This window comes from Lentibacillus persicus (assembly GCF_900112705.1).
GTDB lineage: Bacteria > Bacillota > Bacilli > Bacillales > Amphibacillaceae > Lentibacillus > Lentibacillus persicus.
Window position 1 is genome coordinate 268,459 of sequence record NZ_FOMR01000004.1, and the last position, 21,417, is coordinate 289,875.

Here is a 21,417-nt window from a genome sequence, read left to right on the forward strand (position 1 = left end):
CCTCTAATCCTTAAAACTGTCAAACAGGTGATGGTTTCTAAATGGCGGTTTAGACTGATGTTGAGACGATTGAAACTGTCCAAGAAGCCCCTGGACCGTTGAGATTGTTTGATTAACATTATCCATTTGCTTTTGAAGTTTTTCCATGTCAATATTCTCAGACATTCTGACAAGCCGCTCTATTATTTCTTTTTTGCCATCATTTTTATTATCCGAAGTAGTTCCGTTGTCCTTACCTTTATATTGATCCCAAAATGGATCATCCTCGCCGAGCAGAGCCCATTTTTCATAGTACGTCTGAAACCCTTTTCCATGTTTTCTTGCCTCTTTAACCAGCTCCGGATGCCTCTGCAAAAAAGCTTTAAACTCTTTCACACTTGGATGGAGGTTATCACTCATTTTTTTCACCTCAGTAAACAATAACGCTTACTAATAATTTATGAAAATTAGGCACTCATTGTGAATCACCAGCAAATCTAGCGTCGTTAATAAAGGCTCATTTTGTAAACTTTGTTGCTTTGTAATCTTCGTAATATCCATAAACTGCGACGTAAAGTTTGATTGGATCGTTTGGGAAACTTTCTTGAGACGCAGCTGGAATATACTCGCTTTCCGTGGGCTCCCCACGAGCCTCCTCGTGAGCAAAAACCGCTCACTGCGGGGTCTCTTAGGCTCGCTGTCCCACAGGAGTCTCGCATATTCCAGCTGCTTACGTGAGTGTTTAAATAACGTTGCATTACTCGTTAAACAGACAAAACTACAGTAAGCACTTTTTAGCGTAGGCAATATACGCAGACTCCTATGGGAACAGCACGTGTCCGAAGACCCCGCAAGAAAGCGGTCTTTGCTTTCTGAGGAGGTTGAGGCCGTGCCCATGGAAAGCGAAGTATATTGCCGGAGCGGCTTTTAATGCTTACCGAAATTAAGAAGGAAGAATTTTAACTGGTTCGCAGTTTACATCCAGTTCGAGACAGATAATAACAAGCTATGCGAAAATAGTTTTAAAGAAATGACTACTCTTTTTTAAGAAAGTTTTGGGTATAATGATAACGGTAAACACCGGCCCCTAAATGTGTAAAGTCTTCTTTCAGCAAAGCTTCGCGGTGTCCTTCACTATTCAGCCATCCATGAAGCGCAGCCTGTGCATCAGGGTACTGGGCGGCTATATTTTCCCCGGCAGATTGAAAAAATACATCTTTTGCTTGCAGTCGGTCTTTTAAGCCATCACCATTTTGAGTATAATGTGAAAAATAGTTATTTTGAGCCATATCCGCACTATGCAGATATGCCACCTCACTGGCTTTGTCCTCCCACTTCAGCTCAGGTTGACCATATTGGCTGCGGATCACATTTGTCATATGAAATATTTGCTTTTCCGCCCCGTCTTCTACTTTTTCCCATTGTGCATCTGTCAGCTCTTGAGTTCCAGGCAGTTCGCCCCGGTAATGCATTTCATACGGCTGATGCTGCAGCAGCTTATCGGCTGTCAGCACACGAACAGCTGAGAGTTTCTGAGTGATTGTATCAAAATAGAGCTGTAAAAAAATGTTGCCATTAACCTTTACCAAGGGACGTTCCAGTAATTCCTTATCACTTAGCTTAAACGTATAAGAAGATAAATCGTTGTTATACGTTACTTCATTCAACATAGAAAAGACATCCGCAGCAGCGGCATAGCTCATTCCGATTTTTGCAGGCTTAATGGATAACTTCTCTCCCAGCGCATAAATTGATACCACCTTGTCCTTCTCCACACCAAATTGAATAAACTGGTCTTTCCCATCTGTATAAAGCCACCACTGATACCCATAAGGACTCGCATCTTTTCTTTGAGGTTCCCCAAATGTTTCCAGCAATTCACTTGTGGATTTATCCATCCACTGATAAAGGCTGCCTTCAAATGGAACAGTTCGACGATTTCCCGGTGCGAGTTTTGATTCGAGCTTGTTACCACTTTTTTCGACAGCCTGACTGTGATGCTCTATTGAATCTTTCTCTAATAACTCACTTCCTTCAAATAGATAAATAATACCGGTGAGTGCTAATGAGACTATAACGAATAGTGGTATAAACCGCATCATACTCTTCCCTTCTATTAAAACAATCGTTATGTAAACTATTTATATGAAGAAAAAATAAATACATGATAATTATCAATCGAAAAAGCAGCCAATTTAAAATTGGCTGCTTTAATTATACTACATTAATGTAGCTCTGGTCTTTCTGAAATATCCTCGAGTGCTCTTCCTGCAGCTTCATTTGACTTATCGTCCAACGACAAGTCCCCAAGTGAAACAATCCCGGCAAGCTTGCCGTTTTCCACAATAGGCAACCGACGAATCTGTTCGCGTGCCATCATATCACTAGCTTCTTGAACTGAAGCATCTGCCGAGATATGGTAGAGCCTGTCACTCATTACTTCCTGTACCGTTGCAGAATCTGATTTCTTTTCAGCGTAACCCCTCAGAACCAGATCACGGTCTGTTACCATTCCCAATAGCTCTTTATTTTCGGAACATACCGGAATCACACCAACATTCTGGGCTTTCATTTTTGAAGCTGCATCAAACAGTGTATCTTCCTTTTGGCAAACAGCAACATCTTCACTCATAACTTCTTTAATACTTTTCATACTATCGCCTCCTTAAAGTGCTATCATTTATAACCTTTCCCAAAACATAAATATCTTGCATACGGATTTTACATCCTTTTCGATTGCAAGTTGCATGCATTTTTACTATTATTAAGATGTTAGGATAATTTTGTGAGGTGGATAAATATGTATCTGGAAAACACAGGAATTGAAGAAGCGATCATTGACTTAAAACCTTTAGACCGCTTAATGGGAAACCATGCTTTCATCCGTGCCGGGCAATGGGACTATGAACGTGTTACATATGACTATAGAATTGAATCGAAAGAAAAAAACATTACATATTACATCCGAATACAAGGTTACGCCATCGAAGGTGATGTGGACCGCGGAAACGCCGTTATTCAGTTAAAGACACCACTTCTCGGCAAGCATTATTATCCACATGGTGTAGAATACGGCGAAGAAGAAAATTTTCCGAAAAATCTTGTTGATCGGGCTGCGAACCTTGTTTCAAAAGTTAAAGATGAGGTTAATCAGCATAAAAAATAATGTTTTTCAATGCCGAGCCAACTGCTTTAACCGGTGAAAAAAGTAGTTGGCTTTTTCTGCAGAAAAATAAATGATCTCCTCTTATTTTTAAACATTAAACGAAAAATGCTAATCTTAATCTGCAACTACCATAGATACTTACCTATATCTTTCTAACTTATATCGTTATTTTTCGGGTATATATCGAAAGGAGACTTCCACTTATCTTGTTTAGGTCAATTACTAAGCGCCAATGGACTCTTATTTTTCTGGCCATTTTTCTGCTGATTATCTTTTTCTTTATATTGCCTATATCGGTGCCGTTGGTCATTGCACTAATAACTGCATGGATTCTTAACCCGCTCGTTCGGCTTACTCAGAAAAAGATAAACTTAAGCAGAAAGGCATCAGTCATTATTGTTTTCCTTTTATTTATGGTTTTTTTAGGTATCAGTGGCACATTTGTTGTAACGAAGGCTGTTACCCAAGTCGTTAATTTTGTTGAGGAAATCCCCTCTTACGTGACTGAATTAAATTCAATTTATGCTAACTGGGAATCCGATTTTCAGCAATATACAGAAAATATTCCTGATGAATTTTATGAACAAGTAACCAGCACAATTGAATCACAACTGACATCAATGAGTGAAACATTAAAAGAAACCATTACAATTGACAGAATTGCGCAATTTGTAGCGGGGATCCCTCAATATTTAATCAGTTTTATCGTTTACTTAATTGCATTATTTTTATTTATGCTGGAGCTTCCTATACTGAAATCGAAACTATATAATTTTATGACAAAAGAAACAGCCGAAAAAGTTTCGTTTATGAACAAACGTTTGGCCGAGGTCATTTTAGGATTCTTTAAAGCACAGTTTCTAGTGAGTATCATTATCTTTATCGTCACACTGATCGGTCTGTTGCTCTTCACACCTGACGTTGCAATAATTATGTCGATTATTATTTGGGTGGTCGACTTCATTCCGATTATCGGGTCGATTGCAGTTCTTGGACCATGGGCTGTTTTTGCACTCATTGCAGGAGACCTCATACTGGGCATACAGTTGGCAGTACTGGCAATCATATTACTCGCTATTCGCAGGACTGTTGAACCAAAGGTAATGGGACAGCACATTGGCCTGTCACCGCTTGCCACGTTGATTGCAATGTTTCTAGGGATTAAGTTGCTCGGCCTGCTTGGCTTTATTCTAGGCCCACTGCTGCTGATCGCATTTAATTCAGCCAGAGAAGCGGGCATTATAAAACTCAATATAAAATTTTAAAGTGTGCGGATAACCGCACACTTTTTTTAACCTCCCAATATTGCCTTTATCATGCTGGTTGTTTGGCCACTGTCAAAAAAGACGTATAGGAACAGATAAACCATAACACCAGTCACTGCACTAAAAAACCAAATGATGGCGGTGGCAGGACCAATTTTTTGATGAATTCTTATTTTCCGTTTGAGTGCCAATGTGATTGTCACAACCCCGAATATGGCACCTGTGGTAGCTAAGGTGATATGGAAAATCAAAAATATTGTGTAGTAGATTTTCAGGTCTTCCGGACCGCCAAAGCTTGTGTTGCCAATAAATACAGTTCTGGATACATAAATGATAAAAAATAGCAGAGCACTAATTGCTGCAGAAATCATCGTTTTCTTATGTGCTGATGCTTTCCCTTTCATAATAAAGCGCCAACCGACTGCCACCAGAACGGCACTTATTATGATAAATAGCGTACTTATTGTGGGGAGTAACGGCATATGAAAAATTCCTTTCCTTTCTCTTCGTCTAGTCTATAACCAACCATATTAAGGCATCCGTTAATTCATAACCTAATGAATGATAAAAAACAGGGGCTCCTCCTTTCTTAAGGACCCCGCTATATTTTTATAATTTTATTCGCTTGAATTTGCAGGCAGTGGATCTACACGCAAACTTTCTGATGTAAACCATTTAAAGAAAACACGTCCCAATATGATGCCATATGTGATTTCCTGCATTATTTTCATAATTATACCGCCTAATTGCTGATCCTCCAGTGTGGACATAGGAGAGAACATCTCCGGTCCAGAAATAGCTGGTGTCAACCCTTGCAAAACACCTGTAGGCACACAAAGCGCCAGCGCTTGAAGCCACGCCCCATCCTGCGTGTAAGCTGCATAAACCGGTGTATCTGCAAAAATAATCAAAACACACGCAGGCGTTATAAGTACACTGTTGGCAAAAATATAAAATATTTTACCCAAAGGCGAAATACGATCAAATTCCTTTAGAGGCGTCAAGATTGGCCACCATACAATAAAAGCGGCAATCAATATAATGACGGATATGGAAGAATGCGCTGCTTGCGACGACTTAGCAAAATCAAAAATCGCCGGCAAATGATAGAGCGAAAAAAGTGTATTAAATAATAATAAAGAGATGAGCGGTATAGAAAGAAACTTCAGAACCGGCTGGACAACCGGACGGTACACCATTTTCTTCCATAGCCAAGTTGGAATACCTTTTATAATAAAGATCGGAAACACAATGTAGTACAGTGCCATTTGAATCATGTGTGCCGTCAGCATTATATGTGATAATAAATCGACGGGGCCGCCTTTAACTGCATAAAGAATGACAAGTCCTCCATAGAAAAAGAACTGCTGCAGCCCAGTAGGACCGGCTTCTCCTTTTCCCCCAAACTTATGACGATAGGGTCCAGTGATCATAAAATATAACAAAGCAATCCCTAAAACAAATAAAAGATAATAGGGACTCCATAATGCACGAAATCCGAATATTTGAAGTTCGAGCCACATAAAAACCCACTCCATATACTTATACAAATTATATTTCATTCTATATTATAACGCATTTAGCACTACTGCACATAATCATATGTGACAAATTAAAAACAAATCCCTGCCCGCTGGAGGCATACCTAATGATATTTCCAGTAGAATGCGAAACAAAAATAAACAACAAGTGCAAATCAAAAAAGACCGGGTCGGCACGGTACCGACCCGGTCTTCTTAAATAATTACCACCACGAAATGACACCAAGTCCAGCAAGTGTCAATACGGCAGCCCATATACCGCCGTACATCATCACAGCAGGCATATCGTGACCTTTGTCTTTCATATGCATGAAATAGTATAACTGAAAACCTACTTGAACAAGCGCCAATACAATGATGATAGGAATGACGAACATGGCGTCCATCACGCCTGTCGCTACGATAACAAAAGCAATAATTGTAAACAAAATCATTAATGCAAAGGTTATGAGCTGTTTTTGCATCTCTTCTTTATTTTTTTGCTTTTGGAATGAATCAGCTTTATTGGAATTGGTGTTATCTGCCATTGATTAACCCACCTTTCCCATCAGGTATACAACAGTGAAGATGAATACCCAAATAACATCGATAAAGTGCCAGTACAAACTGAATGTATAGAACTTCGGAGCATTATACAAGTTTAAACCACGCTTTGCATTACGGACCATAATCGCAATCAACCAAGCCAGACCAAAGGTTACGTGACCACCATGGAATCCAACTAACGTATAGAAAGCAGAGCCAAATGCAGATGAGCGGAACGTGAAATCATAGTCAACAATATAATGCGTGAACTCATAGATCTCAAGTGCCAGGAATGCAAACCCAAGGATAGCAGTTATTCCCAGCCATAATTGCATCTTTTTAAAATCATTACTTTTCATATGGTACATTGCATAAACACTTGTTAAAGAACTTGTTAAAAGGAGCATCGTCATAATGAATACAAGTTCCAGCCCAAACAGTTCATTCGCAGTCGGACCATCAGCTGTCGAATTTCGCAGTGCAATGTAAGTACCAAACAAACTTGCGAAAAGAACCGTTTCACCACCGAGGAAGAACCAAAAACCCAGAAATTTGTTTTTGCCTTCCAAGGTGGCTTTTTCAGGTTCATTTGGCATTGTTTCAGGGTTCAAGGAATGATCATGACTCATATTAGTCAGCCTCCCTTTCCAGTTCGACTTTTGGTATATGATAGCCGTGGTCATCTTTCAATGACCGGATCAGCATACATACTAATGTCATGGCCATTCCGCCAAACAATAAAATGTACGCCCAGTTATAGTCAACCTGATAAATGAAACCGAAACCGGCGATAAACAAACCAACTGACATCAAAAATGGCAGGATTGATGAGTTAGGCATATGAATGTCATCCAGCGGTTCTGCAGGTGTGACATGGCCTTTTCCTTCTGTTTTCTCGATCCAAAGCGGATCAAGTCCTCTGACAAGCGGTGTCTGTTTAAAGTTATAATGCGGAGGCGGGGAAGCAATCGTCCACTCAAGTGTACGGCCATCCCAAGGATCAGCCACCGCTTTCTCACCTTTAACAGCGGTATAAACAACGTTAACAAGCATTACAATGACACCAAACGCCATAAAGAAAGCGCCAATTGTACTAATTAAGTTTCCAGTATCAAGTCCTTGACCTTCCAGGAATACCCAGTAACGACGCGGCATACCCATCAAGCCGAGGAAATGCTGAATAAAGAACGTCAGGTGGAAACCGATAAAGAACGTCCAGAATGTCAACTTACCCATACCTTCATGCAGGACACGTCCGAACATCTTCGGCCACCAGTAATGAAGACCTGCCAAAATACCAAATACAACACCACCAACAATAACGTAGTGGAAGTGTGCTACAACGAAATACGTATCATGGTACTGGTAGTCAGCAACAACTGATGCAACCATAACACCGGTCATCCCCCCGATTGTAAATGAAGGAATAAACCCAAGTGCCCAGAGCATTGCCGAATTAATTTCAATCCGACCGCCCCACATCGTGGCCAGCCAGTTAAAGATTTTAATACCTGTTGGCACCGCAATTGCCATTGTGGCAATGGCAAAGATTGAGTTCGCTACAGGGCCGAGACCAACTGTAAACATATGGTGAGCCCAGACCATGAAGCCTAGGAATGCAATCAAAATCGTTGCAAATACCATTGCTGTATAACCGAACAACCGTTTCTTGGAATACGTTGCGATAACATCACTGAATATACCAAAAGCCGGTAAAATCAAAATATAAACTTCCGGGTGTCCAAATATCCAGAATAAATGCTGCCAGATAATGGAGTTACCACCTAAACCAACATCAAAAAATGCTGAACCAAACATACGGTCAAACATTAACAAGAACAAACCAATTGTTAATGCCGGAAATGCAAACAAAATCAGTGTGCTTGTTACAAACGTTGTCCATGAAAACAATGGCATACGCATGTATGTCATACCAGGCGCCCGCATGTTAATAATGGTCACCAGAAAGTTAATCCCTGACATCAGTGTTCCGGCCCCGGTAATCTGGAGTCCAAGTACATAGAAGTCAACCCCGTGGCCCGGAGATGTCACCGATAACGGTGTGTAAGCTGTCCACCCCGCATCAGGTGCTCCTCCCAGAAACCAGCTTAGGTTCAATAGTATACCGCCAAGTATAAACAACCATACCCCTAATGCATTCAAGAACGGGAACGCAACATCCCTGGCACCAATTTGAAGCGGCACAACCGCATTCATTAAAGCAAATATGAGCGGCATGGCTGCCAGAAATATCATGGTGGTACCATGCATTGTTAAAAGCTCGTTATAAAAACCTGCACTGACAAAGTCATTTTCAGGCTTTATCAATTGGATACGAATAGCCATGGCTTCGAGTCCGCCAAGCAGGAAGAAAAAACCACCGCCTATGAGGTACAAATGCGCAATTTTTTTATGGTCGACTGTTGTCAGGTAATCCCACAATACTTCGCCGAAACCTCTTTTTTGAGAAGCTACTGTACTCAAAATATTAACCTCCCTTTATAATTTTCCACCCTTTTATTCAGTGCCTGCACTCTCAGGCGTGATTTCCGACGGTTCCAATTGCATCAAGTATTCCGCAATTTTACCCGCGTCATCCTCAGATACTTCAGGATAGTTGCCGGTCATTTTGTTCCCCGGCTTCATTGATTCAGGATCCATAATCCATTGAACCAGATTTTCTTTTGTCATATCCTCAACCCCTGCAAGCGTTGACCGATCACCAAAGTTAGTTAGGTTCGGGCCAATTTGTGCCGGTGACGAACCAATCGCATGACAGGACATACAATTATTCTCCTGGAATAAAGACTGGCCTTCCTGTGCGACTGTGCTCTCTGGCTCAGCTTCAGGGTCAACGTTCTGCATATCCTCTACCCACTGATCAAATTCTTCCTGGCTTACAGCAATGACTTTAAAGTCCATAAGTGAGTGAGAAGGACCGCAGAATTCTGCGCATTTACCCCAATAGACACCCTCTTCTTGTGCTTCAATATACATCGTGTTTTCGTTTTCCGGGTTCACATCCATTTTACCTGCAATCGTAGGCACCCAGAATGAGTGAATAACATCGGAAGACATCATATTTAAGTAGACTCTTTCACCAACCGGGACATATAAGTCCTGACTTGTTTGTATTTCTTGACCTTCGTAGTTAAAGTGCCACCAATACTGATTACCGGTCACTTCAACATTAAGGCTGTCGCTTGCAGCAGATTCATCTGCTAAATCAAATGTGGCCGTTATCGTAGGCACTGCAATGATTAAAAGTAAAATGATTGGAATAATTGTCCAGACTGTTTCCAACGTTTTATTACCTTCAACTTGCTTTGGAATAAAGTCTTCCTGACCTTTCTTTTTACGATAACGGATCAGGACAATTGTATAAACAATCATTACGATAGCCAGTACAAACAGCATGATAACGGTAGTCAGGATGATTAAGTATAGTGATTGGTCAGCCCCATAGCCTTTTGGATCCAGGGCTGTAAGATTCTCTTTACCGCATGCAGAAAGAACAATTGCTGTTAAACCTAATAATGCAAAAGCCCGGAGTTTTCCCATCCAACCTTTCATATGTTCTTACCTCTCTTTCTTTTGATGAATTATTATAGATTTTTGTAATCATTTGACTCAGCTTAACCAAAGGGGAATTCAAGTGTCACAAGTACCATCGTCAAGAATAAAATCGTTAAATAGTTCAATGAATAAATAAATATCCGGTTTGCCCATTTCAGATCATTCTTAGTGAAAAAACCGCTGATACCTAATACCAGCCAACCAGCATTCAGGATCATTGCAATGATTAAAAAAGCTGTACCCAGTGACGCCATAAAAAATGGGAGTGGCAGTAAACATGCAATATACACGACGATTTGTCGTTTGGTCATCCCAAAGCCATGGACTGCAGGCAGCATTGGTATAGCAGCAGCTTTATACTCATCGGTTTTTTTCATAGCAAGTGCCAGAAAATGAGGTGTCTGCCATATAAACATAATTAAAAATAGCACAAAAGCTGTCGTGTGGAGCCCGGGATCAACTGCCGCCCATCCAATAACAGGCGGGACAGCCCCTGAAAAACTGCCGACTGCTGTGTTTAGTGTATACCTCCGTTTGGACCATATGGTGTAGAAAACAACATAAATAAACCAGCCTGAAAAAGCAATTAAAGCTGCTTCAATCGTGGTCAGCGTCAAGAGGACCAAACCGAGGGCGGTTGATAAAATCCCCATTGTAAGAGCACGATTCAAAGATATGCTTCCGGTTACGGTCGGACGTTTTTTTGTCCGTGACATAACAGGATCGATATCAGCATCATACCAATTATTCATAATACACCCGCCTGAAACAACCAGAGCAGTCCCTGCCATCGTCAAGAGGAAGATATCCCAATTAGCAATAAAAGAGGCATTTATAAAGTGTATCGCCAGCCAGAAACCGGCGAATGTTGTAATTAAATTTGAATTTACAATCCCGACTTTTGTTAATGCCTTAAGATCTGCAAAAAATGTCGCAGCCTTACTCTTACTGACATCGGGTTTATCAATAATTGGTGAAGAGGTAGTCTCCACTTTATCCATTTCCTTCATCCCCCCTTTTTATCCCAATCAAAAGGCTCCTGGTAATAAATCACTTGCATACTGCTTATCATACCTCGTAGCGCCCGAAAGTATCCTGCACACTAACCCAATTGTAACATGGATTAAAATTACATTCTATTTTATCACATTTTTCACGATCCTCATGTTGCACTTGTCACATTAGTAAGTTTCCACAAAGTAAATGTGACAAATTTGTGAAAAAGTTGCCGAAAATAAAATGAAAGGCTAAAAAGCCTTTGCAAAAAATCACATTTAATGTATACAGGCCTCCATGACTTCGGGTTTTAAGGCATGAATGCCAGCAAATATCCCCTACAATATTTCTAGCAAACAACGCACAACAATGCAAGGGTTTTTTACATTTCAATAGTGAAAACAGATTAAACGTCATTAAACGTTAATAAATTTTAGTTGAAGCATTTAAATACGCATATTATGATATATACGTGGAGGATAACTCGAAATAAAGCGAGGCAATTGTTATGATTAGAATTTTAAAGTGGCTCTCTGTAGTTGCTTCCTTGGGGATGGTGTTTGTTTTAATTGGGGGAGCTCTTGTGACAAAAACCGGCTCCGGTTTAGGGTGCGGGGAAAGCTGGCCGCTATGCGAAGGGCAGTTTTTGCCGAAAAATATTACACCTGAACTCGTAATAGAATTGAGCCACCGTCTTGTATCAGCCACAATGGGCGTCGTCGTTCTGGCATTATCAATTTTGTCATGGATTGTCTTCGGACATGTGCGTGAAGTAAAATTCCTGTCATTCATGTCTTCATTTTTTCTGATTCTGCAAGCATTGATTGGGGCAGCAGCTGTCATGTGGAATCAGTCCGACATTGTAATGGCAACCCACTTCGGGATATCGCTTATCTCTTTTGCGGCGGTATTTTTGCTGATGCTGATAATTTTTGAAATCGATAAAAAGTTTGACGCACCGTCACTAATTATTCACAAGAAACACCGGGTTGAGATATATGCCATCACGATCTATACAATGGCTGTTGTTTACACAGGTGCTCTGGTGCGGCACGTTGAAGCTAATTTGGTCTGCGGTGGCTGGCCATTTTGCAATAATAACGCGCCATTGGCATTTTCAAACTATAGCGTTGAACAATGGATCCAAATGGGACACAGGTTAGCAGCGGCGTTGCTATTTGTTTGGACTATAATTCTCGCCATCAGGCTTGTCAGGCACTACCGTGATCACCACATTATGTACTGGGGCTGGATAGTAACGGCTTCACTCATAGCACTACAGGTGTTTTTCGGTGCCATGATTATATTTACCATGCTTAACCTTGGTATTGCTTTGATGCACGCACTTATCATCTCACTCTACTTTGCAATGCTGACTTATTTCGTATTGCTTTCATCCAGAAGTGCCCATTATGAAAAAGGGTAACGGCATAAAGACCGTTACCCTTTTTCTTTTTCCTTTGTTCCCCCTTTATTCCATTTCGATCAACAAATCATTAACCGCAATTGTATCGCCATCTTTTACATAAACGTCTTTAATGACACCTGAAAACGGTGCTTGAACAGTTGTTTCCATTTTCATTGCTTCATTTATCAGCAAGTGGTCACCTTTTTGAACTTTTTCTCCCTTGTTGCAGATAACCTTAACGACCGTGCCCGGCATGGTTGCACCTATATGCTTCTCGTCATCTTGGTCAACTTTCGGTCGGACATCCACTTCCGATTTCACATTCTCATCTTTCACAACCACTTGTCTGGCCTGGCCATTTAATTCGAAATATATGACCCGTGTGCCATCTGCACGTGGTTCTGAAATTGACATCAGTTTGACATGTAATGTTTTACCCTGTTCGATTTCCACTTCAATTTCTTCGTCCAATTTCATACCGTAAAAGAATGTTAACGTATCGAGTACCGATACATCACCATACGTTTCCTGGAATTTATGATGATCCATAAACACTTTTGGATATAGTGCGTAAGAAATCAAGTCAAAATCAGTTATTTGCCGATCAAGGGATTTGAACAGCGAATCACGCATTTGCGTGAAATCAATCGGCTCGAGCAATTCGCCCGGACGTACCGTAATAGGTTCTTTTCCTTTTAGAATGATCCGCTGCAGTTCTTTTGGAAAACCTTGATATGGCTGTCCAATCAAGCCTTGTGCAAATTCAATGACGGATTCAGGAAAATCGATTGATTCGCCGCGTTCATAAATATCATCTTCATTTAAATCATTTTGTACCATAAACAGCGCCATGTCACCAACAATCTTAGATGAAGGTGTTACCTTAATAATATCACCAAACATATCATTAACCCGTCTAAACATAGACTTCACTTCGTTCCAGCGTGCTTCAAGACCAACCGCTTTGGCTTGCTGCTGCAGATTGCTGTATTGACCGCCCGGCATCTCATGGAAGTATATTTCAGAATGCGGGGCTTTCAGGCCGCTTTCGAAATCCTGATAATGGTTACGAATTCCTTCCCAGTAATGGCCAAGCTGTTCATATGCATCGATATTAACCTGAGGCTGACGACTCGTTCCTTCCAGTGCGTGATACAATGTCTGAGCACTCGGTTGTGAAGTCATGCCAGCCATCGGTGCGTTTGCAACATCAACTGCATCCACACCTGCATCAATTGCCCTTGAATACATATGAATGCCATTGCCGCTTGTATCATGTGTATGCAAATGAACCGGGACATCAACTGTTTCTTTAAGTGTCGAAATTAGCTGATAAGCAGCTTCAGGTTTTAGCAGCCCTGCCATATCTTTGATGCCGAGAATATGTGCGCCTGCTTGTTCAAGCTCCTTAGCCAGGTTTTGATAGTAAGTAAGATCATATTTCGATCTGCCAACATCGAGAATATTACCGGTATAGCACATCGCTGCTTCGGCAATTTTATTATTTTCCCTTACAGATTGGATTGCCGGCGTCATGCCCTCAACCCAGTTAAGACTGTCGAAAACGCGGAAAACATCAATACCTGCTGTGGCACTCTTCTCCACAAATTCATTAATCAAATTATCCGGATAGTTTTTGTAACCGACTGCGTTGCTCGCGCGCAGAAGCATTTGCAGCAATACATTCGGCATTTTTTCACGCATTTTCAAGAGACGCTCCCATGGATTTTCCTTAAGGAAACGATAAGCCACATCAAATGTCGCTCCTCCCCACATCTCCACAGAAAACAGCTCTGGAAGCATACGTGCTGTTGGTTCAGCGATACCTACAAGATCTTTTGTTCTGATACGTGTTGCCAACAGTGACTGATGAGCGTCACGAAAAGTTGTATCAGTAAGCATGACGTTTTCTTTATCTTTAAGCCACTTAGCTAAATATTCCGGCCCATAATTATCCAAAATCTGCTTTGTCCCATCAGGAATACTTGCCTCCGGGTCAAATTCCGGGATTGGTGGTGTAATCATTGAAGGTTTTTCTCTATTTGGCAATCCTTCGAAACCATTTACAGTTGTATGGCCGATATAGGTCAGCATTTTAGTTCCACGGTCTTTTCGTTTCGGGAATACGAATAACTCCGGCGACTGATCAATAAAGGTCGTCGTGTACGCCCCCGATAAAAACTCTTCGTGTGAAATGACGTTTGCCAAAAATGGAATATTCGTCTTAATGCCGCGTATCCGGAATTCTTTCAAGTTTCTGACCATTTTTTGTGCGGCCTGCTCGAAGGAAAGCGCCCATGTTGAAACTTTAACGAGCAAGGAATCATAATGCGGCGAAATAACCGCTCCCTGGAAACCATTGCCGGCATCAAGTCTGACACCAAAACCACCGCCTGTCCGATAAGCCATGATCTTTCCGGTATCCGGCATAAAGTTATTGAGCGGATCTTCAGTCGTTACACGCGACTGAATAGCATAACCCAACGTTGTAATACCTTCTTGCTGTGGAATACCAATTGAATGATCGTGAATATTCTCGCCACCAGCGACTTTAATCTGGGTTTGAACGATGTCGATACCAGTAATCATTTCGGTGATGGTATGTTCAACTTGGACCCGCGGATTAACTTCAATAAAGTAATAATCATCCTCTGTTACAAGAAATTCAACAGTCCCGGCGTTTATATAGCCAACATTTTTCATCAGATCAACGGCAGCCTGACACATTTCTTCCCTGAGATTTTCCGGGAGTGAAACACTCGGTGCAGCTTCAACTACCTTTTGGTGACGACGCTGTACAGAACAGTCACGTTCATGCAGATGAACGATATTACCGTGTGTGTCGCCTATAATTTGAACCTCAATATGTTTCGGGTTTTCTATTAATCTTTCAACATACACTTCTTCACTGCCAAAAGCAGCCCTTGCTTCGGATTTGGCTCTGTCAAACGCTTCATCCAGCGATTCTTCATTACGAACAATCCGCATACCGCGGCCGCCGCCACCGAGTGAAGCTTTAATGATGATCGGAAACCCGTGTTCCTTGCCAAATGCTTTTACCTCAGCCAATGAAGAAACAGGGCCATCCGTTCCGGGGATTACCGGTAAGCCGGCATTTACGGCTTGCGTTCTCGCTTTAACCTTGTCACCGAACATGTTTAAATGTTCACTTGTTGGGCCAATAAAGATAATTCCCTCTTCTTCACAGCGTCGGGCGAACTCAATATTCTCAGATAAGAAACCATACCCTGGATGAATCGCATCGACGTCAACTTTTTTAGCAAGTTCAATGATTCCCTCAATATCCAGGTAGGCATCAATTGGCTTTTTGCCTTCACCGATCAAATACGCTTCATCAGCTTTATAGCGATGATATGAACCAATGTCTTCCTGTGAATAAACCGCGACTGTACGAATATTCAGCTCTGTACAGGCGCGAAAAACGCGTATAGCGATTTCACCACGATTTGCGACTAAGATTTTATTGATTTGGTTTGTTTCTCCCATGTTTTTCCTCCTCGCGTGTTGTTTTTATTGCTGTCGGAATTTTCTTTACTGTAAGGTTCTGGTTCTCCCTCGTTCTGTTTAACGGATTTTGCAATATTATTCATAATCCCCATAGCTATCATCATAACCAATAACGATGAGCCGCCGTAACTCACAAATGGCAGCGGTACGCCTGTTATTGGGAGAAGACCACTGATAGCACCTAAATTGACGAAGGCTTGAATACCTACCATAGATGATATACCTATGGCAAGCAATGCTCCGAAACCATCAGAACACTTCCGGGCTATAAATAAGCCTCGTAACACTATCGTTGATAGCATTCCGACAACAATAACTACCCCGATAAATCCCAGTTCTTCGGCAATAACTGCCATAATAAAGTCTGTATGCGGCTCCAGCAGAAACCCGAGTTTTTGGACACTGGCTCCCAGACCTTCACCGGTTAACCCGCCACTTCCAATGGCCAGATAGGACTGAATTAAATGATACCCATCACCGGCCGGATCCTCAAATGGCTGAAAAGCACCTGCAAACCTGCTTATGCGTTCATCTGTTGTCATGCTGGGGATAGCAAATGCAACCATAGAGAGCCCAACAAAAATTAGAATAAACAAATGTTTGAAACGGATTCCAGAACTGAATATGACAGAACAAGCAATCAAGAAAATAATAGCTGCTGTTCCAATATCAGGCTGCTGAACGATTAATGCTAAGATGACGGCAGTCAAAATTAGCGGGGGTAACACACCCCTGTTAAACTCGCTAATATAGGCTTGCTTTTTTGAATAGACAGAAGCAAGGTAAATAATTAAACCCAATTTTGCAAATTCTGCCGGCTGAAGGCTGACAGGTCCAAAGTCGAACCACGACCTGGCGTTATTAACGGTAGTTCCGAATACAAGTACTAAGCCTAACATAGCAAGTATAAGTATAATTATCAGTTTAATCATTTTCTGATAATACTTATATGGAAAAATACTCGTCAAAACAAATCCTGTCAGTGCTAAAAAAAACCATTGAAGCTGCCGCACCAGATAGTGTGTGCTTTCAAGCCCTTCCACGACTGCTAAGACCATGCTCGCACTATAGATCATGACAATTCCAAACGCCGTTAAAAGAACTGGTGTAATCATTAGGGTAAAATCATAATCTTTTAATTTCTTTATCATTCTATTTCTCCCCAGAGTATGTAATCATGGCAGCAGATGAAAACAAATTTCGCATTGAGGATGTCATATATTTTGAATAGTATATCACATTAACCCCGTCCTTTGCCACACTAAATCATTGAGTGGCTTAAATAAAAAAACCTTGCGCTGTACTATCAGGCAAAGTTTTTACTGCATCAAACCAGTTTTACACAGAATTCTGTGCTGCCTCATGCAATTTATTAAGCTGCCTTTCTAAATTATCGAGGAGTGCTTTCCCTTCCTCCTCATCGATCAAATTTAAACGTACAGCAAAATCAATCTCTCTTGAGAGACCAAACATTTGTGTATCGAGAACCTCTTCATATAAAGGACATTGCGGCATCGTCAGATTATCGATTTGTACCTCTATAAGTTTAAGTATCTTAGCAGCATCAGCCTTCAGAAGGGCATAAGCTTTTTCGCGATGGGTTTCACTCACCTCTGGAATCAAAAATATCCCTCCATATAAACCACTTCCTTATACTTTATATTATCGTTTGTCTTATAAAAATGCAAATAAAATTCAGCAAATCCGTACAACATTAAATGCGGGGAAATGAAAAAAAGTATAAAATCTGCTATCCTTGTTTAACATACATAACTTTTTGAGGTGATAATCTTGATTCTTCCAATTACTGGTAATGTTGCATATACCATAACCTTAGATCCAACGGTTTGGATTTTTGATAACCGAAAAATTTTGCTCGAAAAAGCATTTACCCACGACAGCCAAAAAGAAGAGGAAAACGATGACTTAAAAAAAGCTTCAGAAAGATGGGATCGCGCAGTAAATGCAGAGAAACAATTGCTGGCGGGAAATAAAAACATCACTAAAAGTGAAGGAAAAGAAATCCTTGAAAATTCCTACGTTATGCCTATCGAAAACTTTCTAAGCAATGCCGGTGTTAAAGAGGATGCTCAAAAAGCTGTACTTGTAACAGATAACAATGAGGAAATTATCTCTTTAAAAGCACTTGAAGACAGCTATCTGTTATTTGCTTTAAACGGCAAGCCATTGAAAGAAGACGGTCCTGTGCACTTGTTATATCGTGACGGATCGAACCGTGACGCGCCTATTAAAGGCATTAATAAAATTATTATTGAGTAATGGTGATGGTAAAGGCGGACAGTAGATAAGCGCCCATTAGCATGCATGCCCTTGTCACGAAAAAGGCAGTTCACGCTAAAATGTGTACTGCCTTTTTCGTATAATTTCTATCTAGTTAAACAAACTAAACAAACAATCCTTTTCGTGTTTATAACAAAGGAGGAATAGACATGCTGTTACGCTTCATTATACTGTCTTTTTTAAGTATGGCGCTATTAATCGGCTGCCAGCAAAACGATAAGGAACAATCACTTCCGGAAGAAACAGAGGAAAATGGCCGGCTCATGCAGGTTGAAGACTCCGACCCGGTTGAACAGCAACGTTTATCCAACACTGAGATTGCAGCTCATCTATCAAATGTTGCCGCAGATGTTCCCGATGTCAAGAACGCCACATCAGTTGTAGCGGGACCGTATGCGGTGGTTGGCATTGACGTTGATCAAGATTTGGATCGGTCCCGAGTCGGCAGCATCAAGTATACCGTGCTTGAGGCATTGCAAAAGGACCCATATGGTAAAACAGCGGTTGTTGTAGCTGATGGCGACGTGGTAGAGCGAATAAGGTCAATGGCAGATAAAATGGCCCAGGGTTATCCGGTGCAGGGTGTAGTGGATGAACTATCAGCTATCGTAGGCAGATATATGCCGGACTTTCCAATCAATGAAGATCGGCCAAAAGAAGGCGATCAAAATAAAGAATCAATCCCAGAAGAAGATGAGCAGAAACTGGATGATATCGAAGAAGAACAATCAAATCACCATAACAAAGAATAATCATGGCACTAAAAAAGCTATCGTTGCCCGTTTTCAAAATTGAAGGGTGGCTCCCGCATTACTTGGGAGGCACCCTCATCATGTGCATCAACTGTTCATTTTTTCGTTTGCTTCTTCTTTTACATCATTATAATAGTGAACGCCAAACTGAGATCCTTCTGACACCATTTTTGAATTTTCCATTTGCGTTCTATCTTTTTTATCAGTCTGGCCCGGTGCGCCCGCATCTTCGAAAGTCGAATCAAGATCTTCCTGATTCTTTCCATTCCTTACCTTATCTGCGGCAGTCTTTAATTGATATTTAACTTTATCACGGTTTTCCTTGTTTCTCAGAAAATACCCCGCAATACTCGCGCCAGCTGCTCCGGCCGCTGCCGAGGCTATATAACGTTTTCTCATCAAATCGTCCTTTCCTGCTAATTGTAGTATTAAAAATCTTTTCCCCATAAGGATTGTCGTAAAACATCATCTTTCCTGCACATTTCCATTATGTTATGATTATTGTTGAATAAGCCTATGTACTGAGGTGAAAATATGAAAGTCCAATGTGTATTATGTGACGAGATTAACGATATAGAAGATAATTCACTCCAAGCTAAACGTCTCAGAAACCGCAGAATCCGGATGTACCTCTGCCCTGAATGTTATGAACGCATCGATAATAATACAAAAAAGAGACATGCCACTGGAAGCTTTCACTTATATGACACAAAAAAGAAAAAACGTGATCTAATTTAAAAAACTCCCATTTTCGGGAGTTTTTTTAGGCGTGTTGTGATTTTCGCTGCCGATGGAGCCTGAAACGATATATGCCAAGGACAAAACAAATCACGATTAAACTGTCAGTGATTGGATAACCAACGATACTAAAGAAGTTTAATATTAACATGCCGACCGCAAGCATTATATAGACAATGACAGATTTTAAAACTGGCAGTTCCTTGGCAAAACCCAGTTTATAAGCCACAGCTGCCAGTACCAGGTTGACAATATAAAACAGCCAGAAAACGTTGATACTATCACGATAGTTTATGACCAATTCATATACAAAACTGAAACTTGTTTCCATTAATATCCTCCATTATTCATGTCGAACTGATTTAGATCGAATTTCATCCTGAACCTATCATACTAAATCTTTATTAAACGCGCCACAAAAAATCGACACCTTTGAACTATAAAATCTTTTAGGATATACTAGTTCATGGAAATTGAGGTGTTTTTATATGAAAAGTCTTGACGTGCCTATGCTTTTATTAGCTTCACTAGTTATTTTTATGTTCGCCTTTACAGGAATCGCCATCGCGTTTCGGAACATATGGCTGATCTTGTTATTCATTCTGCTTGGATTTGCTTTTATGGGGCTCGGAATTTATTTGAAACGAAAAAGAAAGTGACACCCTTTAAGGTCGTCACTTTTTTCCTTTCTTCATATAATCCTCAATCAACTCCGTCTGAATAGAAGGATTGCACGTTAGAACGGGATTTTTTTGGAGCATGTTCACTTGTTCACCGAACGCATTTGTTGTTTTTCCGCCTACCTCATTTACAATCACAATGCCTGCTGCAATGTCCCACGGCGCTATATCCATCGTCATATACCCATCAATAATACCTTCTGCAACACCGGCAAATTCAAGAGCTGCAGATCCATACGCTCTTGTGCCTCTGACTGTCTTAACCAAACGTTGCATTACCTTTTCTTCTACAAGAGAATTTTCACAGAGCCAAAAATGGTTAAGCCCCAAAATGGATTCATGAAAACTTTTTTCCGGTAGCTGAGGGAGCCGGGTTTGGTTTTTAAAAGCGCCTTCTCCCCGTTTGGCACTATATAACACATCAGCCATAACATCATAAATTAATCCGATTTCACCAATGCCATCCTGGTAGACACCAACAGATATGGCAAAATTTCGTTTTTGATGCACAAAATTCATCGTTCCATCAATTGGGTCAATTATCCAAATCGTGCCGTCCAGTGATTCAAGTTCGTCTCCGTAGCCTTCTTCACTGATAATTAAATGATCAGGATATGTTTGTTTTATATTCTTAGCGAAAAAGTACTCAGTATCATCATCCATTGTTGTGACCAGATCATTTGGATTAGATTTCGTGCTGATTGTCAGTGGATCGTTTATTCTGGATCTGATTGTTTTGCCTGCTTCAAGCACCCATTGTTTAGCTTGCAAGTATATTGACTGTCGCTTCTCCTGATCCATCTATAAGCCTCCAGTGTTTTGTTTAACACAATCATATCAAATTGGAGGATAACTTTCATCGTTAACGGTATATGGCACCACGATTAACGCACGACTGACTAATGTCTGAAACCATTAGTCAGTTGCATCAGTGATCGTATGTATTAAACATACCACCACCA

Annotated in this window: 23 protein-coding genes; 7 read left to right on the forward strand and 16 right to left on the reverse strand. The window is 40.9% G+C overall.

Annotation, left to right across the window (positions count from 1 at the left end; genetic code table 11):
- Positions 1-3: 3 nt before the first annotated feature.
- The 3 genes from ylbD to BMZ22_RS07500 all read right to left on the reverse strand — a co-directional run bounded on the left by ylbD (position 4) and on the right by BMZ22_RS07500 (position 2,632).
- Entirely contained in the window at positions 4-399 is a 396-nt protein-coding gene (gene ylbD, locus BMZ22_RS07485) for a YlbD family protein (RefSeq protein WP_090083784.1), read from the reverse strand.
- Positions 400-1,013: 614 nt separating this feature from the next.
- Complete coding sequence (locus BMZ22_RS07495; protein ID WP_245745258.1) at positions 1,014-2,081, reverse strand: CAP domain-containing protein; 1,068 nt, start codon at positions 2,079-2,081, stop codon at positions 1,014-1,016.
- A 122-nt stretch (positions 2,082-2,203) separates the two neighbouring features.
- A complete protein-coding gene (locus BMZ22_RS07500) occupies positions 2,204-2,632 on the reverse strand; it encodes a CBS domain-containing protein (RefSeq protein ID WP_090083789.1) in 429 nt (142 codons plus the stop codon).
- Between the two features lie 147 nt (positions 2,633-2,779).
- Here BMZ22_RS07500 and BMZ22_RS07505 point away from each other — a divergent pair, with 147 nt between their 5' ends.
- Positions 2,780-3,145: a YugN family protein gene (locus BMZ22_RS07505; RefSeq protein WP_090083792.1), complete on the forward strand. Its 366-nt coding sequence runs from the start codon at positions 2,780-2,782 to the stop codon at positions 3,143-3,145.
- A gap of 206 nt (positions 3,146-3,351) precedes the next feature.
- Positions 3,352-4,410 (forward strand): sporulation integral membrane protein YtvI, encoded by a 1,059-nt coding sequence (ytvI, locus tag BMZ22_RS07510; protein WP_090083795.1) that lies wholly within the window; start codon positions 3,352-3,354, stop codon positions 4,408-4,410.
- 26 nt (positions 4,411-4,436) lie between these two features.
- On the opposite strand, the gene BMZ22_RS07515 is transcribed toward ytvI, so the two are convergent.
- The 7 genes from BMZ22_RS07515 to cyoE form a co-directional block, all read right to left on the reverse strand.
- Positions 4,437-4,892, reverse strand: coding sequence for a DUF420 domain-containing protein (locus BMZ22_RS07515; protein ID WP_090083797.1), 456 nt, complete (start codon positions 4,890-4,892; stop codon positions 4,437-4,439).
- 135 nt (positions 4,893-5,027) lie between these two features.
- Complete coding sequence (gene ctaG / locus BMZ22_RS07520) at positions 5,028-5,933, reverse strand: cytochrome c oxidase assembly factor CtaG (protein ID WP_090083800.1); 906 nt, start codon at positions 5,931-5,933, stop codon at positions 5,028-5,030.
- Between the two features lie 221 nt (positions 5,934-6,154).
- The gene (ctaF, locus tag BMZ22_RS07525) at positions 6,155-6,478 is read right to left on the reverse strand and encodes a cytochrome c oxidase subunit IVB (RefSeq protein ID WP_090083802.1); all 324 of its coding nucleotides are present in this window, start codon (positions 6,476-6,478) and stop codon (positions 6,155-6,157) included.
- 3 nt (positions 6,479-6,481) lie between these two features.
- Complete coding sequence (locus BMZ22_RS07530; protein ID WP_090083805.1) at positions 6,482-7,105, reverse strand: cytochrome (ubi)quinol oxidase subunit III; 624 nt, start codon at positions 7,103-7,105, stop codon at positions 6,482-6,484.
- A 1-nt stretch (position 7,106) separates the two neighbouring features.
- Complete coding sequence (gene ctaD / locus BMZ22_RS07535) at positions 7,107-8,960, reverse strand: cytochrome c oxidase subunit I (protein ID WP_090083808.1); 1,854 nt, start codon at positions 8,958-8,960, stop codon at positions 7,107-7,109.
- 33 nt (positions 8,961-8,993) lie between these two features.
- A complete protein-coding gene (gene coxB, locus BMZ22_RS07540) occupies positions 8,994-10,049 on the reverse strand; it encodes a cytochrome c oxidase subunit II (protein ID WP_090083811.1) in 1,056 nt (351 codons plus the stop codon).
- Between the two features lie 62 nt (positions 10,050-10,111).
- The gene (cyoE, locus tag BMZ22_RS07545; RefSeq protein ID WP_090083814.1) at positions 10,112-11,053 is read right to left on the reverse strand and encodes a heme o synthase; all 942 of its coding nucleotides are present in this window, start codon (positions 11,051-11,053) and stop codon (positions 10,112-10,114) included.
- Between the two features lie 503 nt (positions 11,054-11,556).
- Here cyoE and BMZ22_RS07550 point away from each other — a divergent pair.
- Complete coding sequence (locus BMZ22_RS07550) at positions 11,557-12,474, forward strand: COX15/CtaA family protein (protein WP_090083816.1); 918 nt, start codon at positions 11,557-11,559, stop codon at positions 12,472-12,474.
- A 45-nt stretch (positions 12,475-12,519) separates the two neighbouring features.
- Here the strand turns inward: BMZ22_RS07550 and pyc are convergent, their stop codons facing one another.
- The 3 genes from pyc to BMZ22_RS07565 all read right to left on the reverse strand — a co-directional run bounded on the left by pyc (position 12,520) and on the right by BMZ22_RS07565 (position 17,607).
- On the reverse strand, positions 12,520-15,963 hold the full coding sequence (gene pyc / locus BMZ22_RS07555; RefSeq protein ID WP_090083819.1) for a pyruvate carboxylase: 3,444 nt from the start codon (positions 15,961-15,963) through the stop codon (positions 12,520-12,522).
- Positions 15,930-17,135 carry a putative lipid II flippase FtsW gene (gene ftsW, locus BMZ22_RS07560; RefSeq protein WP_090083822.1) on the reverse strand — a complete coding sequence of 402 codons (1,206 nt, stop codon included), beginning with the start codon at positions 17,133-17,135 and terminating at the stop codon, positions 15,930-15,932. Before ftsW ends, pyc begins: the two co-directional genes overlap by 34 nt.
- Positions 17,136-17,322: 187 nt before the next feature.
- Positions 17,323-17,607, reverse strand: coding sequence for an Fpa/YlaN family protein (locus BMZ22_RS07565; RefSeq protein WP_090083824.1), 285 nt, complete (start codon positions 17,605-17,607; stop codon positions 17,323-17,325).
- Positions 17,608-17,766: 159 nt separating this feature from the next.
- Between BMZ22_RS07565 and BMZ22_RS07570 the strand changes: the two genes are divergently transcribed.
- Both BMZ22_RS07570 and BMZ22_RS07575 read left to right on the forward strand, forming a co-directional pair.
- Positions 17,767-18,264 carry a hypothetical protein gene (locus tag BMZ22_RS07570; protein ID WP_342710237.1) on the forward strand — a complete coding sequence of 166 codons (498 nt, stop codon included), beginning with the start codon at positions 17,767-17,769 and terminating at the stop codon, positions 18,262-18,264.
- A gap of 170 nt (positions 18,265-18,434) precedes the next feature.
- Entirely contained in the window at positions 18,435-19,037 is a 603-nt protein-coding gene (locus tag BMZ22_RS07575; RefSeq protein ID WP_090083830.1) for a YhcN/YlaJ family sporulation lipoprotein, read from the forward strand.
- An 87-nt stretch (positions 19,038-19,124) separates the two neighbouring features.
- On the opposite strand, the gene BMZ22_RS07580 is transcribed toward BMZ22_RS07575, so the two are convergent.
- The gene (locus BMZ22_RS07580; protein ID WP_090083833.1) at positions 19,125-19,436 is read right to left on the reverse strand and encodes a hypothetical protein; all 312 of its coding nucleotides are present in this window, start codon (positions 19,434-19,436) and stop codon (positions 19,125-19,127) included.
- A gap of 135 nt (positions 19,437-19,571) precedes the next feature.
- Here BMZ22_RS07580 and BMZ22_RS07585 point away from each other — a divergent pair, with 135 nt between their 5' ends.
- Positions 19,572-19,775 (forward strand): YlaI family protein, encoded by a 204-nt coding sequence (locus tag BMZ22_RS07585; protein ID WP_090083836.1) that lies wholly within the window; start codon positions 19,572-19,574, stop codon positions 19,773-19,775.
- Between the two features lie 25 nt (positions 19,776-19,800).
- On the opposite strand, the gene BMZ22_RS07590 is transcribed toward BMZ22_RS07585, so the two are convergent.
- Positions 19,801-20,106, reverse strand: a complete 306-nt coding sequence (locus BMZ22_RS07590; protein ID WP_090083838.1) for a YlaH-like family protein — start codon at positions 20,104-20,106, stop codon at positions 19,801-19,803.
- Between the two features lie 157 nt (positions 20,107-20,263).
- Here BMZ22_RS07590 and BMZ22_RS16895 point away from each other — a divergent pair, with 157 nt between their 5' ends.
- A complete protein-coding gene (locus tag BMZ22_RS16895; protein ID WP_177183372.1) occupies positions 20,264-20,434 on the forward strand; it encodes a DUF5325 family protein in 171 nt (56 codons plus the stop codon).
- A gap of 15 nt (positions 20,435-20,449) precedes the next feature.
- Here BMZ22_RS16895 and BMZ22_RS07595 read toward each other — a convergent pair whose 3' ends face one another.
- Entirely contained in the window at positions 20,450-21,256 is an 807-nt protein-coding gene (locus BMZ22_RS07595) for an inositol monophosphatase family protein (protein ID WP_090083841.1), read from the reverse strand.
- Between the last annotated feature and the right edge of the window lie 161 nt (positions 21,257-21,417).